The following is an 18,140-nucleotide window of genomic DNA, read 5'->3' as shown; positions in this document are numbered from 1 at the left end:
GACTCGAACCACCATGGAAGTCACTCAACAACGGCCGCTGTGGCAGATCTACCTGATTTTTCTGGCACCGATGGTACTGTCCAACTTTCTGCAAAGCTTTTCCGGCACCCTCAACGGCATCTATGTCGGGCAAATGCTGGGCACCCAGGCGTTGGCGGCGGTGTCGGGGATGTTCCCCATCGTGTTTTTCTTTATTGCCTTGGTGATTGGCCTCGGGGCGGGTGCTTCGGTGCTGATCGGTCAGGCGTGGGGCGCCCAGGAAACGGGGCTGGTCAAGGTGATTACCGGTGCGACCCTGACACTGGGGGCGCTGGTGGGGTTGATCGCGGCAGTTCTCGGTAGCCTGTTCGCGCGCCCGGCATTGCAGGCGTTAGGTACACCGATTGACGTACTCGACGATGCGGTGGGGTATGCCCAGGCAATGATGCTGATCATGCCGCTGCTATTGGTCTTCATCCTCTACACCCAACTACTGCGCGGCGTCAGCGACACGATTTCACCGCTGCTGGCGCTGATGGTCTCGACCCTGGTCGGCCTGCTGCTGACGCCGGCGCTGATTCGTGGCTGGGTCGGCCTGCCGCCCATGGGCATCCAGAGCGCGGTATACGCCAGCCTGGTGGGTAATGCCTTGGCCATGTTGTTTCTGATACTGCGCCTGCGCCATAAAAATCATGTGATGGCGCCGGACCGTGAACTGTTCGCGGCATTGCGCCTGGACCGGGTCATCCTCGGCAAAGTCCTGCGTATCGGCTTACCGACAGGTTTACAGATGGTGGTGCTGTCGCTGTCGGAGCTGGTCATTCTGGCCCTGGTCAACAGCCACGGCTCCCAGGCCACGGCGGCGTATGGTGCGGTAACGCAGATCGTCAACTATGTGCAATTCCCGGCGCTGTCGATTGCGATTACCGCATCGATCCTCGGCGCACAGGCGATTGGCGCCGGGCGCCTGGAGCGCATCGGACCGATCCTGCGCACCGGGTTGTTGATCAACATTTGCCTCACCGGCGGCCTGATTTTGCTCGGTTACCTGCTGTCCCACTGGCTGCTGGGCTTGTTCATCACTGATGACACGGCGCGGATCAAGGCTGAGCACTTGCTGCACATCATGCTGTGGAGCGTTCTGGTCTTTGGGTTCCAGGCCGTGATCGGCGGAATCATGCGTGCCAGCGGCGTGGTGCTGATGCCGGTCGCGATTTCGATCTTTTGCGTACTCTGCGTGGAGCTGCCGATGGCGTACCTGTTCAATGCGCACTTCGGCCTCGAAGGGGTATGGATGGCGTTTCCGGTGACGTATCTGGCGATGCTCGCATTGCAGACGGCCTATTACCGTTTGGTGTGGCGGCACAAGCAGATCACACGGCTGGTGTGATGGGTTGCTTCAGGCCTTGCAGCAACAGTTCCAGGCTCGACAGGCCTTCTTCCAGGCGTTTGATCGGGTGTTCATCCCGGGCGATCCACAAAGCGGTATTGACCAGGCTGCCATTGATCAATTGAGCCAGCGCGACGCTGGGGGCTTGCAGGATGGCACCGGTCTGCATCAACGCCTCCAGCAATTGGCGCAACGATTCCACACAATGTTGTTGGCAGCCTGTATCGCCTAATACGGCAGGCGCATCCTGCAACACAATGCGTTGGATCTCGCCATCCTGGGCCATGCGCAGATAGGCTTGGCAGCGATCACAAAAACCGCGCCAGGGGTCCTGGGCCTGTTCGGTGATGTGCTGCAAGCGTGCGTCCATCTCACTGTCGAGTTGCGCAACCACCGCGGCCAACAAACCTTTCTTGTCACCGAAGTGGTGGTACAACGCGCCTCGAGTCAGGCCGGCGCGAGCGGTAAAATCGTCCATCGACGTGTTGGCGAACCCATGCGTGGCGAAGGCCGCGCGGGCACTGGCGATCAGCCGGGCGCGGGTGTCTTCGATGATTTCGGTACGGGCTCGGCTCATTGATAAGGCTCGCATTGGGCTAGTGAGTGATTGACATACGGTGCGTATGTTACGCATGCTCCGCCACATACGCGCCGTATGTATATTGCCTTGATAACCGCGGATAGCAAGTTTCAAGGCGCAAAGGAAGAGGTTAAGCAGGATGGCAAATCCCTATGCCGAGTTGTTCCAGGTCCCAGGTAGCAGGGCTTTTGTCTTGGCGGGCATGCTTGCGCGCATGCCGATATCGATGACGGGCATCGGCCTGATTACCATGCTTTCGCAAGTACACGGTGGCTATGGCCTGGCGGGCGCGGTGGCGGCGGTGTTCGCCCTGGCAACGGCGTTTTGCGCGCCGCAGGTGTCGCGGCTGGTAGACCGGCACAGCCAGGGCAAGGTGCTACCAATCGCCGCTATGATGGGGGGCGGGGCGTTGTTGCTGTTGTTGCTGTGCACACGCTTGCAGGCGCCGAGCTGGACCTTGTTCCTGTTCGCCGCCTTTGCCGGTTGTATGCCGAACATGTCGGCCATGGTGCGGGCCCGTTGGACCGAGTTGTTGCGCGGTCAGCCCAGGTTGCAAACCGCGTTTGCCCTGGAGTCTGTGCTGGATGAGGTGTGTTTCATCATCGGCCCGCCGATCTCCGTAGGCCTGTGTGTCGTGCTCTTTCCCGAGGCAGGACCTTTGGTAGCGGCAGTGTTGCTGGCCGTGGGTGTCACGGCCTTCGTGCTGCAACGCGCGACAGAACCACCCGTGCATGAGCACACGGGGCATCACGGCGGTTGGCTGATCGCATCACCTTCGGTGCTGATCCTGATGATCCTGTTGCTGGCCATGGGCGTGATCGTCGGCGTCGTGGATGTGGTCAGCGTGGCCTTTGCCCAATATCAGGGCCAACCGGCGGCGGCAAGCATCGTGCTTTCGGTGTATGCCATCGGTTCGTGCCTGGCGGGTTTGGCATTTGGCATCCTTAAGCTCAAGGCGCCGTTGCCCCGCCAGTTTCTGTTCTGCGGCGTGGCAACGGCGTTGACCACTTTACCGTTACTGCTGGTGACCAATATCACCGGGTTGGCGGTGGCGATCTTTATTTCCGGTTTGTTCTTCGCCCCGACCTTGATCGTGTCCATGGCCCTGGTGGAGCAGGTCGTGCCGCCCAGCCGCCTGACCGAAGGCATGACCTGGCTGATCACCGGCCTGAGCATCGGCGTGGCCATTGGCGCTGCCAGCTCCGGTTGGATGATCGATCATTTCGGTGCTACCAGCGGATTTTGGGTGGCGTTGGTGGCCGGTGCGATTGTGCTGGGCTCGGCAGCGCTTGGGTATCGGCGGTTGGGGCCGTCAACTGAGCACGGGTAGAGGTTCTGCGCAGTGATGCTGCAAAAACTCATTCAACGCCTGGCGCGTCAGGTCATTGAGCGTGACTTTTTTACGGGTCGCGGCCAGTGCCGCCGCCAAATGCAGGTCATGGCCGACCCGTACGTTGAATGAGCCCTTGCAAGGCTTCTCCGGCGTTTGCCCCAGTGCGTGGCATGTCGCGAGGTAGTCATCGACTGCCTCACGGAACGCAGCGTCCAGCTCTGCGACGGTTTTCCCTTCGTAGCTGACCAAGGCCTTGATAAACAGAATCTTGCCGAACAGGCAGTTGTCTTCGAGGCTGGCTTCGATAGAGCCGATGTAGCCTTTGTATTTCAGTTGGTTGTTCACTGAATCAGTTCTCCTGATTTCAATTGTTCGATGATCTGGCGCCGAATGTAGTGTTTCAGTTCGTTGCCGGGGTGAGGCTTGTGCAAGCTGATCATTGCACTGGGGTCGCCGATGTCGAACTTGACGCGGCTTCCAGCCCCTTCAATCTGTGTGTAGCCCAAGCGATGCAGCAGCGTTACGAGCTCTGGCCAGGTAAAGGCCATGTGCTCGTTGAGCAGTTTGGCGAGCAGCTTTTCATTTTTTGACACGGCGATCCCTTCGTGTAACTAAATGTAGTTGCAAAAAGTGGTGTCCGTCAATGCTAACTCGGGTTTGTGTGTCTTTCCCAAGATTGATGTAACCCTTGATGACACCTCGCTCCACGCCTCCCACCCCCCGCTAATTTTTCCCCGCCCGGTTCGTTTTATAGGGACGACGTGCCTTTGTGCTTCCCGCCTATTGCTCCGGACTCCAAGAAATGAATGCTGAAGACTCCTTGAAACTTGCTCGCCGGTTTATCGGGTTGCCCCTGGAAAAACGCCAGGTTTTCCTACAGGCCCTGCAAAAAGAAGGCGTGGACTTTTCCCGGTTTCCGATTCCTGCAGGGGTGGACGTGGAGGACCGCCAGGTGCTGTCCTACGCGCAGCAGCGCATGTGGTTTCTCTGGCAACTGGACCCGGCCAGCGGTGCCTATAACTTGCCCGGCGCAGTGCGGCTAAAGGGTGAACTCAACCTCGGGGCGCTGGAGCAAGCGTTCGCCAGCCTGGTGGCTCGGCATGAAACCTTGCGCACGGTGTTCCAGTGCCAGGCCGATGAGCGCCTGATTCAGGTGGCGATAGAGCCGTCGCTGGCCGTCGAGCGTCTGGACTTCAGCACCTTGGCCCCCGATAAGCGCGAGCAGGCCGTCAATGACGCGGCAACACGTCAATCGCTGCTGCCGTTTGATCTGGAGCACGGCCCGTTGCTGCGTGTGCAGTTGCTCAAGCTCGACGCGCAGGAGCACGTGCTGCTGCTGACCCTGCACCACATCGTCTCCGACGGCTGGTCGATGAATGTGCTGATCGACGAGTTCATCCGCTGCTATGACGCCCACGAGCGCAACGAGGCGCCGCAATTGCCGGCGTTGCCGATCCAGTACAGCGACTACGCCCTGTGGCAGCGTCGCTGGCTGGAAGCGGGGGAGCAGGCGCGTCAGCTGGAATACTGGCAGGCGCGTCTTGGTGATGAGCATCCGGTATTGGAGTTACCGACGGATCGCTCGCGCCCGGCCATGCCCAGCTACCAGGGCACGCGCCATAATTTCGCGATCGACGCGGGCCTGGCCATGCAACTGCGCAGTTGCGCGCAACAGCACAACGTCACCCTGTTCATGCTGCTGCTGGGCGCCTTCAACGTGCTGTTGCATCGCTACACCGGGCAGGGCGATATACGTGTTGGCGTGCCGATCGCCAACCGCAACCGCAGTGAAGTCGAAGGGCTGATCGGTTTCTTCGTCAACACCCAAGTGCTGCGCACGGAGCTGACCGGGCAGACCCGTGTTGCCCAATTGCTGCAAAGCATCAAGGAGCACGCGCTGGGCGCGCAGGACCATCAGGAGCTGCCATTCGAACGCTTGGTGGAAGCACTGAAAGTCGAGCGCAGTCTCAGCCATACGCCGCTGTTCCAAGTGATGTACAACCATCAGCCGGTGGTCGCGGACATCGCCTCGGTCAGCACCGCCTCCGGCCTGGAGCTGGCACTTGTGGAGTGGCAGGGCCGTACCACGCAGTTCGACTTGACCCTCGATACCTATGAAAAGTCCGGCACCCTGTACGCCGCGCTGACCTACGCGAACGACCTGTTCGACGCGCCCTCCATTGCGCGCATGGCCCGGCACTGGATCAGCCTGTTGCAGGCCATGGTGGCCGATGGTGAACAGCGCATCGGCGAGCTGCCGATGCTGGATGTTGATGAGCAGCAAAGCCTGGTGCATCGCTGGAACCAGACCGCCGAGGCGTACCCGACCGACGTGGGTATTCATCAACTGATCGAAGACCAGGTGCAGCGCACGCCGCACGCGCCAGCCCTGGTATTTGGCGCCACCACGTTGACCTATGCCCAGCTCGACACCCGCGCCAACCAACTGGCCCATGCCTTGCGTGAGCGAGGTGTCGGCCCGGATGTGCTGGTGGGGGTCTGCGTCGAGCGTTCCGTCGAAATGGTGGTGGGTTTGCTTGCGATCCTCAAGGCGGGTGGCGCCTATGTGCCGCTGGACCCGGAATACCCTCGGGAGCGCCTGGCGTACATGATCGAAGACAGCGGCATCACGCTGCTGCTCAGCCAGCACAGCCTGTTGGCGTTGCTGCCCGCTGAAGGCCTCCAGGTGATTGCCCTGGACCAAGCGCCAGCCTGGCTCGAGGGCTACAGCATCGAAGCGCCTGCCGTGGATATCCACGCGCTCAACCTGGCCTACGTCATCTACACCTCCGGCTCCACCGGCAAACCCAAAGGCGCCGGCAACAGCCATCGTGCGTTGGTCAACCGTCTTTGCTGGATGCAACAGGCCTATGGCCTGAATGCCAGCGATGCAGTCCTGCAGAAAACCCCGTTTAGTTTTGACGTCTCGGTCTGGGAGTTCTTCTGGCCGCTGATGACCGGCGCACGTCTGGTCGTCGCCGCGCCTGGCGAACACCGCGAACCCGCGCGCTTGATCGAGACCATTGGCCGTCACGCCATCACCACCTTGCACTTTGTGCCGTCGATGCTGCAGGCGTTTATCCATGAGCCGGGCGTACACGCCTGCACCTGCCTCAAGCGTATCGTTTGCAGTGGCGAAGCCTTACCGCTAGATGCGCAAGTGCAGGTGTTCGCCAAGCTGTCAGGGGCCGACTTGTTCAACCTCTATGGCCCCACCGAAGCCGCGATCGACGTGACCCACTGGACCTGTGTGGATGAAGGTGCCGACAGCGTGCCTATCGGCCGCCCGATCGCCAACCTCGCCACCTATGTGCTCGACGCCGAGCTGAACCCGGTGCCGGCCGGTGTGTCCGGCGAGCTGTATCTGGGCGGCACTGGCCTGGCGCGCAGTTATCACCGCCGCCCGGCGCTGACCGCCGAGCGGTTTGTGTCGAGCCCGTTCGTCAACGGCGAGCGCCTTTACCGCACCGGCGACCGCGTGCGTCAGCGAGCCGACGGCGTAATCGACTACCTCGGCCGTCTCGATCATCAGGTCAAGCTGCGCGGCTTGCGTATCGAGTTGGGCGAAATTGAAACACGCTTGATGCAGCACCCCTCGGTGCGTGAGGCGGTGGTGTTGGTACAGGGCGGTAAACAATTGGTCGCCTACCTGGTACTCGAGAACGAAGAGCCCACGGACCTCAAGGCGTGGCTGCTCAGCAGCTTGCCGGAGTACATGGTGCCGACTCACTTCGTGACCCTGGCCAAACTGCCGGTGACCGCCAATGGCAAGCTTGACCGCAAGGCGCTGCCGCTGCCCGATGCGGCGCCGCAACAAGCGTTTATTGCCCCTTCGACTGAGCTTCAAAAAGCCTTGGCGGCGATCTGGGGTGATGTGCTCGGCGCCCCGCAAGTCGGCCTGGACGACAACTTCTTTGAGCTGGGCGGCGATTCGATCATCTCCATCCAGGTGGTCAGCCGCGCCCGCCAGGCGGGGATTCGCCTCAGCCCTCGCGACCTGTTCCAGTACCAGAGCGTGCGCAGCCTGGCGCTGGTGGCGAGCTTTGAACAGGCGACCGTTATTGATCAAGGCCCGGTGACTGGCGAAGCAATCCTGACGCCCGTGCAGCATGGCTTTTTCGCCCAGGCAATCCCGGCTCGTCACCATTGGAACCAGTCGCTGCTGCTCACGCCGCGCGAAGCGCTGGAGCCTGCTCGGCTGGATGCAGCCCTGACGCACCTGATCAACCACCACGATGCGCTGCGCCTGCGTTTTACGCAGCAAGCCGCTGGCTGGCAACAAGCCCACGGCGCTCCGATCACGCAATCCACACTGTGGCGATCCACCGTCAGCACCGACGCCGAGCTGGCTGCGCTATGCGATGAAGCCCAGCGCAGCCTGGACCTGGAGCACGGCCCACTGTTACGCGCAGCCTTGGTGCAAATGGCCGATGGCAGCCAGCGCCTGCTGCTGGTGGTCCATCACCTGGCGGTCGACGGCGTTTCCTGGCGCATCCTGCTTGAAGACCTGCAACAGGCTTATCGCCAAGCCGCATTGCCGGCCAAGACCAGCAGCTACCAGCAGTGGGCGCAGCAGCTGCAGGCCCATGCGCACACCCTCCAGGACCAACTGCCTTTTTGGCAGGCGCAGTCCTGCGACGCTGACCTGCCGTGCGACAACCCTCAAGGTGGCCTGCAGAATCGCCTGGGCGCCAAGCTCGAAACCCGCCTCAATGCCGAGCAAACCCGCCAACTGCTGCAGGATGCGCCGGCGGCCTATCGCACCCAGGTCAACGACCTGTTGCTGACCGCGTTGACGCGGGTGATCAGCCGTTGGAGCGGCCAGGCCGGCGCGTTGATCCAGCTGGAGGGCCATGGTCGCGAAGACTTGTTTGACACCCTCGACCTAAGCCGCACTGTCGGTTGGTTTACCAGTTTGTTCCCGGTGCGTTTGCAGGCCCATGGCGATCTGTCGAGCGCGATCAAGTCGATCAAGGAGCAACTGCGCGCGGTCCCGGACAAGGGCGTGGGCTACGGCCTGCTGCGCTACCTGGGCAACCCCCAATCGCACAAGACCCTGGCTGGTTTGCCCGCGCCGCGCATTACCTTCAACTACCTGGGGCAGTTCGACCGCCAGTTCAACGACTCGGCACTGTTCGTACCGGCCGCGCAAAGCAGCGGCCAGGCTCAAGACCCTGAAGCCCCATTGGCCAACTGGTTGACGGTGGAAGGGCAGGTGTACGGCGGGGAGCTGTCCCTGCAATGGGGCTTCAGCCGTGAGATGTTCAAGGCTGCGACCATTCAGCGCCTGGCGGATGAGTACGCCACGGAACTCAAGGCGTTGATCGAACATTGCTGCGAAACGCCGGCAGGGCAGGTGACGCCGTCGGACTTCCCGCTGGCACGCCTCACCCAACAGCAGCTGGATGCACTGCCCGTACCCGGCCCGCAAATCGCTGACCTTTACCCACTATCGCCAATGCAACAGGGCATGCTGTTCCACACGTTGTATGAGCCCGAGGCCCAGGCCTATATCAACCAGCTTCGCCTGGATATTGAAGGCCTGGATCTGCTTGCCTTCGGCTGTGCCTGGCAAGCGGCGCTGGACCGGCATGACATCTTGCGCAGCAGCTTCCACTGGCTGGGCCTGGACAGTGCCCACCAGGTGATCCAGCGTCAGGTCGACGTGCAATTGCAAGTGATCGAAGACGTGGCTGTCGACTCCGATGCGCTGGCTGATGCCGAGCGTTCACGCGGTTTCGAGCTAAACGCCGCGCCGCTGTTTCGCCTGATGTTGGTACGCGGCGCCGGGTCCACCTGGCACTTCATCTTCACCAGTCATCACATCCTGATGGATGGCTGGAGTAACGCGCAGCTGCTTGGCGAAGTCATTGCCCACTATGCAGGCCAGGCGCTGGCGGCGCCGCTGGGGCAGTTCCGCGATTACCTGGGCTGGCTGCAACAGCAACCCAGCGGCGAGACCTTCTGGAAAAATGCCCTGGCGCCGTTGCAAGCGCCAACGTTGCTGGCCCAGGCCCTGCGGGCGCCGGTCGACGGCGTGGGCATGGCTGACCATCAAGTGGCATTGGGCAACGACTTTACCCAGGCCCTCGGCGAGTTTGCCCGCCAACAAAAAGTCACGCTCAATACGGTGCTGCAAGGCGCCTGGAGCCTGTTGCTGCAACGCTACACCGGCCAGGACTGCGTGGCGTTCGGCGCCACCGTCGCCGGGCGTTCAGCGCCGTTGCCGGGAATCGAGCAGCAACTGGGCTTGTTCATTAACACCTTGCCCATCATCAGTGCCGCCTCGCCCGCTCAATCGGCCAGCGCTTGGCTCAGTGAGTTGCAAGCCCTGAACCTCAGCTTGCGCGACCATGAACACGTGCCGCTCTACGACATACAGGCGTGGGCCGGTCAGCAAGGCGCGGCGTTGTTCGACACCTTGCTGGTGTTTGAAAACTTCCCGGTGGCCGAAGCGCTCAAGCAAGGCGCGCCCGCAGGCCTGACATTCGGCCGGCTGCACAACCATGAGCGCACTCACTACCCGCTGACCCTGGGCGTCGAGCTGGGTGCCAGTCTGCGCCTGGAATTCAGCTACGACCGAGCCCGCTTCAGCGAGCAACAGGTCACGCGGTTGGGCGCTAACCTGCGTCACCTACTGACGCAACTGGTGGCGGACGCGCACGTACTTTTAGGCAACTTGCAGCTGCTGGATGCCGACACACGACACGAGGTGCTCGCACTCAGCCAATCGCTCGGCGGCGCCCAGCGTCATCAGCGCGTGCACGAGCGCATCGCCGCGCAGGCCCACGCCACACCTGACGCATTGGCGGTACAGGCGGGCCGTGAGCGCCTGAGCTATGCCCAGCTCAACACGCGAGCCAACCGTATGGCCCACCGCCTGATGGAACTCGGCGTAGGGCCGGGCCAACGGGTGGGCCTCGCCAGTCTGCGTGGGCCGCAGTTGATCGTCAGCCTGCTGGCGGTGCTCAAAACTGGCGCGGCCTACGTGCCGCTGGACCCAAAATACCCGGCCGAACGCTTGGCCTACATGCTGGCGGACAGTCGCCTGGACCTGCTGCTCAGCCAAACCGGCTTGCTCACCGATCTGCCGCTGCCGCAAGGGCTGATGCGCGTGGCGTTCAGCGCGTGCGGTGAAGAGCTGGCCAATTACCCGGCGACCAATCCAGCCAACTCGGCGGCGGCTGCCGACCTGGCCTACGTGATCTATACCTCCGGGTCTACCGGCCAGCCCAAAGGCGTAGCCATCGACCATGCCGCCCTCGGCCAGTTCTGCGACAGCGCCGAGGCTTACAGCCGCCTGTGTGCCGAAGACCGCGTGCTGCAATTTGCGACGTTCAGTTTCGACGGGTTTGTTGAGCAGTGCTACCCGCCGCTGTGTGTGGGCGCCGCCTTGATCATGCGCGGCGATGAACTGTGGGACGTCGGGCAGCTGGCACAGGAGATCGTCGAGGAGGGTGTGACCCTGGCCGACTTGCCGGCTGCCTACTGGTACCTGCTGGCCAGGGAATGTGCGCTGGACCGCCGTACTTTGGGCAACCTGCGCCAAGTGCATGTGGGCGGCGAGGCCATGTCGGTGGAAGGCGTGCGCGCCTGGCACGCGGCGGGGCTGGGCGATGTGCGCTTGGTCAATACCTATGGGCCGACCGAGGCGACGGTGGTGTCCAGCGTGCACGAGTGCCAACTGGCGGATGCCAGTGATGCGTTCGGTGTGCCGATTGGTCGGGCGATCGCAGGTCGCTCGCTGTATGTGCTCGACAGCGGGTTCGAGCTGCTGGCCACCGACGGCGTCGGCGAGTTGTGCATTGGCGCCGAAGCGGGCCTGGCCCAGCGTTATTTCGACCGCCCGGCATTGACTGCTGAACGCTTCCTGCCGGACCCGTTTTCCAGTGTGCCGGGCGCACGGCTTTACCGCAGCGGCGACCTTGCCCGTTACAACGAGGCAGCGGCGTTGGAGTACGTCGGGCGTATCGACCATCAGGTGAAAATTCGCGGCTACCGCATCGAAATGGGCGAAATCGAGGCCTGCCTGCAAGCCTTGCCGCAGGTGCGTGAAGCCGTCGTCATCGCCCAGCCGAGCGCTATCGGCATGCAATTGGTCGCCTATGCAGTGCCTGCCCATGGGCAGACTCTGGATGCGCAAACGCTGGCGGCAACCTTGCGCCAATCGCTGCCGGACTACATGGTACCGGGCCACTGGGTGCTGCTCGCCGCGTTGCCGTTGAACCACAATGGCAAGCTTGACCGCCGTGCGCTGCCGGCGCCCGACCTGAACCTGCGTCAACAGGCTTATGTGGCGCCACAAAGCCCGCTGCAAATGCAGTTGGCAACGATCTGGCAAGCGGTGTTGCAGGTCGAGCAGGTGGGCCTCACGGATCACTTCTTCGAGCTGGGTGGCCATTCATTGCTGGCCACCCAGGTGATTTCCCGTGTGCGGCATGAGTTGAAGCGCGAAGTCCCGCTGCGAGCACTTTTTGAGCAACCGACGCTGGAAGCATTCGCCACGCTGTGTTCAGGCTTGCATCAGCAGAGTGCGCAACCGCTGGTGGCTCTGGAGCGCGGGCAGCCGATGGCGCTGTCGTTCGCCCAGGAACGCCAATGGTTTTTGTGGCAGTTAGACCCTGCCAGCGCGGCGTATCACGTGCCTACGGCGTTGCATCTGCGCGGCGAACTGGATATCAACGCGCTGGAGCGTGCATGCCAGGCGCTGGTGTTGCGCCATGAACCGTTGCGCACCACTTTTGTTGAAGACGGTGAGCAGACCTGGCAGGTAATCCATTCCGCCCTGGCAATGCCTGTCGAGCAGGCGAGGGCAGAGGCTGCGACGCTCCAGCAGTGTGTGGAGCAAGAAATCCAGCGCCCATTCGACCTGCGCAGCGGCCCGCTGATGCGCGTCAAACTGCTGGTGATCGCGCCCGAGCACCATGTGCTGGTCATCACTCAACACCACATCATCTCCGACGGTTGGTCGATGCACGTGATGGTGGATGAGCTGGTGGCGCTGTATCAGGGCCAGGCTCAGTTGCCGGCGCTGCCGATCCAGTACGCCGACTATGCCGTGTGGCAACGCAACTGGATGGCGGCAGGTGAAAAACAGCGCCAGCTCGACTACTGGCAACGGCGCCTGGGCGATGAGCATCCGGTGCTGGAGCTGCCCCTGGACCACTCGCGTCCGGCGGTACAGAGTTATCGGGGCGCGCGTCAGCAGGTCCAGCTTGACCCTGCGCTGGTGAACGACCTGAAGGCGCTGGCCCAGCGCGAGGGCGTGACACTGTTCATGCTCTTGCTGGCCTCGTTCCAGACCCTGCTGCATCGCTACAGCGGTCAGTCCCGGCTGCGCGTCGGGGTGCCGATCGCCAACCGCAATCGCCTTGAAACCGAGCGGCTCATCGGCTTTTTCGTCAACACTCAGGTGCTTCAGGGCGACCTCGATGGGCAGATGGCCTTCAGCCAATTGCTTGCCCAGGTCAAGCAGCGCGCCCTGGAGGCGCAGGCCCATCAGGATCTGCCATTCGAGCAGTTGGTAGAAGCGCTGCAACCGGAGCGCAGCCTGAGCCATAACCCACTGTTCCAAGTGATGTTCAATCACCAGGACAGCCTGCGGGCCGGCCCTGTGCACCTGCCAGGCCTGGCGTTGCAGCCGCTGGATTGGGCAGGCCACACCACGCAAGTTGACCTGAGCCTCGAAACCGAAGAATCCGCTGAAGGCCTGTGGGCGTCACTGACCTACGCCACCGACCTGTTCGAACCCGCGACCCTGGAGCGCTTGGCGCAGCATTGGCAGAACCTGTTGCGCGCCGTCGTGAGTGATACTTCGCAAGTGTTGGATGAACTGCCGATGCTCAGCGCGCAGCAATGGCAACAGACGGTGCATGGCTGGAACGACAGCACCGTCGATTACCCGCAGACGCGCTGTGTGCATCAGCTGTTTGAAGCGCAAGTGTTGGCAACGCCGGGCGCGAGTGCGCTGCAATTCAATGGCGACGCCCTGAGCTACCGCGAACTCAACCGCCGCGCCAACCGCCTGGCTCATCGTCTGATTGCGGCGGGCGTTGGCCCTGACGTACTGGTGGCCGTGCATGTCGAGCGCTCGGTAGACATGGTGGTTAGTCTGTTGGCGACCCTCAAGGCGGGTGGCGCTTATGTGCCGCTCGACCCGCAGTTCCCGGCAGATCGACTGGCCTTCATGCTGGAAGACAGCCGCGCCCGGGTGTTGCTGACCCAATCACACTTGAATGGTCGCCTGGCACAACCGGACGGTCTGCAGGTGCTGTGGGTGGACGCGGTAGACGCCAGCGGTGCCGACCATGACCCGCAGGTGAATATCACGCCGGAGCATTTGGCTTACGTGATCTACACCTCCGGTTCCACCGGCAGGCCCAAGGGTGTGATGGTCCGTCATCAGGCGCTGTGCAGCTTTGCCTGCGGCATGGCCGGTAGCCTGGAGATTGGCTCCGACGCGCGGGTGCTGTCGCTGACCACTTTCTCGTTCGACATCTTCGCCCTGGAACTCTACGTCCCACTGATCGTCGGCGGCACGGTGCTGCTGAGCGGCCAGGCACTGGCCCTCGACCCGGAGGCGATTATCGATCTGGTGCACAACCAATCCGCCCGTGTGCTGCAGGCCACCCCATCGACCTGGCGCATGCTGCTGGAAAGCCCGCGCGCCCAGCTGTTGCAGGGCATCAAGTGCCTGTGTGGCGGCGAAGCGCTGCCGGTCGACCTTGCCCAAGGCTTGCTCGATCTGCGGGGCCCCGTGTGGAATCTCTATGGCCCGACGGAAACCACTGTCTGGTCGGCTGCCCATCGTCTGTCAGAGGCGCAGCCTTTTGTCGGGCGGCCGATTGCCAACACCTCGTTGTTCATTCTCAACGCCGGACTGACGCCATGCCCGCAGGGCGCTGCCGGTGAATTGTTAATCGGCGGCGTTGGCCTGGCGCGCGGCTATCACGCGCGACCATCACTGACCGCAGAACGCTTTGTGCCCAATCCTTATGGTGCCCCGGGCGAACGCCTGTACCGCAGCGGCGACCTCGCACGCTATCGCCCCGACGGCGTGGTCGAGTACATCGGTCGGGTCGATCATCAGGTCAAGGTGCGCGGTTTCCGTATCGAACTGGGTGAAATCGAAGCCTGCCTGCGCGAACACGCGGCAGTGCGTGAAGTCGTGGTGCTGGCTGAGAACGACCGCTTGATCGCCTACCTGGTGACTTTCGCTGCCGAACAGCAGGCAGCGCTGCGTAACCAGTACAAGGCAGCGCTGCGCGAGCGCCTGCCGGACTACATGGTGCCCGCACAGCTTATATTCCTTGATAGCCTGCCATTGACCCCGAACGGCAAGCTCGACCGCAAGGCGCTGCCCAAGGCAGATACCGAGCTGTTGCTCGAAGCCTTTAAGGCGCCCGTCAGTCAGCGCGAACAGCAAGTCGCGGCCATCTGGGCTGATGTGCTGGAGGTGCCGCAAGTGGGCCTCGACGATCACTTCTTTGAGCTGGGCGGGCATTCGCTGCTGGCCACGCGAGTGGTGTCGCGAGTACGCCAGGCACTGGCGCTGGAAGTCGCGCTCAAGACCCTGTTCGAACAGCCTGTGCTCGGTGACTTTGTGCGCGCATTGGGCGAGGAGGGCGTCACCGCACCAGCACTGCTCAAGGCCGACCGCACACACCCCTTGCCGTTGTCTTACGCCCAAGAGCGCCAATGGTTCCTCTGGCAACTCGACCCGCAAAGCTCGGCATACCACATCCCCAGCGCCCTGCGTTTGAAAGGCGCGCTGGACGTGGCCGCGCTGCAACGCAGTTTTGACACGCTGTTGGCGCGTCATGAAAGTCTGCGCACGCGTCTGCGTCAGGAGGCCGGCGGCGCGGTGCAAGTGATTGAAGACCTGGGCTTGATCGAAGTCGAACGTTGCGATACCAACGAAGCCGGGCTAAAGGGGCAGGTGGCCGAGGCCGTCGCCCAACCGTTCGACCTGCTGCGCGGGCCGTTGCTGCGGGTCAAGTTGTTGCGCCTGGCCGACGACGATCACGTCGTGGTGCTGGTACAGCATCACATCGTCTCCGATGGCTGGTCGATGCAGTTGATGGTCGAGGAATTGGTGAAACTGTATGCGGCTTTCAGCGACGGCCACACGCCGCAGTTGCCGACCTTGCCGATTCAGTACGCCGACTACGCGCTGTGGCAGCGCAACTGGATGGAAGCCGGCGAGAAAGCGCGCCAGCTGACTTACTGGCGTGAGCAGTTGGGCGGCGAGCAGCCGGTATTGGAGCTGCCGTTCGACCATCAGCGCCCAGCGTTTCCAACCCATCGTGGTGCGCGTCTCGGTGTTGAGTTGAAGCCGCAGCTGTTGGCCGGCTTGCGCAGCCTGGCGAACCAGGCTGGAGTCACGTTGCCGATGGTGTTGCTGGCGGCCTACCAGGCCTTGCTGCATCGCTACAGCGGCCAGGAAGACGTGCGCGTCGGGGTGCCAATCGCCAACCGCAACCGCCTTGAAACCGAGGGGCTGATTGGTTTCTTCGTCAATACACAGGTGCTCAAGGCTGACATCAACGGCCAGATGAGCGTGGCGCAACTGTTGCGTCAGGTGCGCCAACGGTCCCTGGAAGCGCAGGCTCATCAAGACCTGCCGTTCGAGCAACTGGTGGAAGCGCTGCAGCCCGAACGCAGCATGAGCCTGAGCCCGTTGTTCCAGGTGCTGTTCAACCACCGCGTGACGTCGGCAGGCAGTCATTTGCAGCGTTTGTCCGGGTTGCAGGTCGAGGTGTTGAGCTGGGATGAAGGCGTCGCCCAGTTCGATTTGGCGCTGGATGTGGAGGAATCCCGCGAGGCGTTGCGTGCATCACTGAGTTACGCCACCGATCTGTTTGCACACACCACCATCGAACGCATGGCCGGGCATTGGCAGAACCTGTTGCAGAGCATGGTGGACGATCAGCAGCAGGCCATCGGGCAACTGAACCTGCTCAGCCTTGATGAGCAACAACACATTCTGCACCTGTGGAATTGCACTGATTCGGGCTTCTCGGCCAAGCGCCTGGTGCACGAATTGGTCGCCGACCGTGCTCGGGAAAACCCGAATGCAGTGGCGGTAAAATTCGATGCGCAAACGCTGACGTACGGTGAACTCGATCGCCAGGCCAATCGCCTGGCGCATGCGCTGATCGCCCGTGGTGTAGGCCCGGAAGTGCGCGTGGCCATCGCCATGCCGCGCAGTGCCGAGAGCATGGTGGCATTTCTGGCCGTGATGAAATCGGGTGGCGTGTATGTGCCGCTGGACGTGGAATACCCGCGTGATCGCCTGCTGTACATGATGCAAGACAGCCGCGCGCAACTGTTGCTGACTCACACCCGCGTGTTGCAGCAATTGCCGATACCTGAAGGGCTGAACACCCTGGCGATAGATCGCACCGAGGGCTGGGCCGATTACAGCGACACCGCACCAGAGGTCGCACTGGACGGCGACAACCTCGCCTACGTGATCTACACCTCCGGCTCCACCGGCCTGCCCAAGGGCGTGGCGGTGTCGCACGGCCCGCTCGTGGCGCATATCATCGCCACCGGCGAACGCTATGAAACCGGCCCGGCGGATTGCGAACTGCACTTCATGTCCTTCGCCTTTGACGGCTCCCACGAAGGCTGGATGCACCCGCTGATCAACGGCGCCAGTGTGCTGATCCGCGACGACAGCCTGTGGCTGCCGGAATACACCTACGCACAAATGCACCGCCATAACGTGACGATGGCGGTGTTTCCGCCGGTGTACCTGCAACAACTGGCCGAGCATGCCGAACGCGACGGCAACCCGCCGGCGGTGCGCGTGTATTGTTTTGGTGGTGATGCGGTGGCGCAGGCGAGCTACGACCTGGCCTGGCGTGCGCTCAAACCGACCTACCTGTTCAACGGTTACGGCCCCACCGAAACCGTGGTCACGCCGCTGCTGTGGAAGGCACGCAAGGGCGACCGTTGCGGCGCGGTCTATGCGCCTATCGGCACGTTGCTGGGCAACCGCAGTGGCTACGTGTTAGACGCGCAGTTGAACCTGCAACCGATCGGCGTGGCCGGTGAGTTGTACCTGGGCGGCGAGGGCGTGGCCCGGGGTTATCTGGAGCGTCCGGCGCTGACCGCCGAGCGTTTTGTACCGGACCCGTTCGGCAAACCCGGCAGCCGTGTGTACCGCAGCGGCGACTTGACCCGTGGCCGCCCGGACGGCGTGGTGGACTACCTTGGCCGTGTCGACCACCAAGTGAAGATCCGTGGTTTTCGCATCGAGCTGGGTGAAATCGAGGCCCGTCTGCGCGAGCAGGACAGCGTCGGTGAAACCGTGGTGGTGGCCCAGGAAGGGCCGACCGGCAAGCAGCTGGTGGCGTATGTCGTACCGGCCGATCCCGCGCTGATCAACCAGGCCGAATTCCGTGACGCCCTGCGCCGTGCGCTCAAGACCCGACTGCCGGATTACATGGTGCCCACGCACTTTATGTTCCTGGCGCAAATGCCGCTGACCCCCAACGGCAAACTCGACCGTAAAGGCTTGCCCGCGCCGGATGCGAGCCTGATGCAGCAACGCTATGTGGCACCCGAAACCGAACTGGAGCAGCAGATTGCGGCGATCTGGGCCGAAGTGCTGCGCCTGCCGCAAGTGGGCCTGGATGACAACTTCTTCGAAGTCGGCGGCCATTCCTTGCTGGCGATCCAGATTACTTCGCGGGTCCAGGTCGAGTTGGGCCTGGAAGTGCCCTTGGTCGAAGTGTTCCAGACCGAAACGTTGCGTGCCTATGTGCAGGCCGCCGCCACCTTCCGCGCGGGCAGCGTGGAAGATTTTGATGATCTACGTGACTTTTTGAGCGAACTAGAGGCGATTTGAA

Annotated in this window: 6 protein-coding genes; 3 read left to right on the top strand and 3 right to left on the bottom strand. The window is 62.5% G+C overall.

The genetic code is table 11. The features are described from left to right. Positions 1-13 precede the first annotated feature (13 nt). A complete protein-coding gene (locus ACI77D_RS13710; RefSeq protein ID WP_221294969.1) occupies positions 14-1,369 on the top strand; it encodes an MATE family efflux transporter in 1,356 nt (451 codons plus the stop codon). Here the strand turns inward: ACI77D_RS13710 and ACI77D_RS13705 are convergent. Beyond that, the gene (locus tag ACI77D_RS13705) at positions 1,353-1,946 is read right to left on the bottom strand and encodes a TetR/AcrR family transcriptional regulator (protein ID WP_407016777.1); all 594 of its coding nucleotides are present in this window, start codon (positions 1,944-1,946) and stop codon (positions 1,353-1,355) included. The two genes, ACI77D_RS13710 and ACI77D_RS13705, sit on opposite strands and share 17 nt — an antisense overlap. A 142-nt stretch (positions 1,947-2,088) precedes the next feature. On the opposite strand from ACI77D_RS13705, the gene ACI77D_RS13700 reads away from it, so the two are divergent. Beyond that, positions 2,089-3,279 carry an MFS transporter gene (locus ACI77D_RS13700; protein ID WP_407016776.1) on the top strand — a complete coding sequence of 397 codons (1,191 nt, stop codon included), beginning with the start codon at positions 2,089-2,091 and terminating at the stop codon, positions 3,277-3,279. Here the strand turns inward: ACI77D_RS13700 and ACI77D_RS13695 are convergent. Continuing rightward, on the bottom strand, positions 3,262-3,627 hold the full coding sequence (locus tag ACI77D_RS13695) for a type II toxin-antitoxin system HicB family antitoxin (RefSeq protein WP_407016775.1): 366 nt from the start codon (positions 3,625-3,627) through the stop codon (positions 3,262-3,264). The two genes, ACI77D_RS13700 and ACI77D_RS13695, sit on opposite strands and share 18 nt — an antisense overlap. Further along, positions 3,624-3,875: a type II toxin-antitoxin system HicA family toxin gene (locus ACI77D_RS13690; RefSeq protein ID WP_053256594.1), complete on the bottom strand. Its 252-nt coding sequence runs from the start codon at positions 3,873-3,875 to the stop codon at positions 3,624-3,626. The genes ACI77D_RS13695 and ACI77D_RS13690 overlap by 4 nt, the downstream gene beginning before the upstream one ends. A gap of 209 nt (positions 3,876-4,084) precedes the next feature. On the opposite strand from ACI77D_RS13690, the gene ACI77D_RS13685 reads away from it, so the two are divergent. After that, positions 4,085-18,139 carry a non-ribosomal peptide synthase/polyketide synthase gene (locus ACI77D_RS13685; RefSeq protein ID WP_407016774.1) on the top strand — a complete coding sequence of 4,685 codons (14,055 nt, stop codon included), beginning with the start codon at positions 4,085-4,087 and terminating at the stop codon, positions 18,137-18,139. Position 18,140: the final 1 nt, after the last annotated feature.

Origin of the sequence: Pseudomonas sp. O39, assembly GCF_045447295.1 — a bacterium.
Classification (GTDB): Bacteria; Pseudomonadota; Gammaproteobacteria; order Pseudomonadales; family Pseudomonadaceae; genus Aquipseudomonas; species Aquipseudomonas antarctica_A.
Note: the sequence above shows the minus strand (reverse complement) of the source record. Positions and strands in the feature narration are given on the sequence as shown.

Coding starts and splice junctions, on each gene's coding strand:
- ACI77D_RS13710 (WP_221294969.1), top strand. CDS start 14: ATGGAAGTCACTCAACAACGGCCGCTGTGGCAGATCTACCTGATTTTT.
- ACI77D_RS13705 (WP_407016777.1), bottom strand. CDS start 1,946: ATGAGCCGAGCCCGTACCGAAATCATCGAAGACACCCGCGCCCGGCTG.
- ACI77D_RS13700 (WP_407016776.1), top strand. CDS start 2,089: ATGGCAAATCCCTATGCCGAGTTGTTCCAGGTCCCAGGTAGCAGGGCT.
- ACI77D_RS13685 (WP_407016774.1), top strand. CDS start 4,085: ATGAATGCTGAAGACTCCTTGAAACTTGCTCGCCGGTTTATCGGGTTG.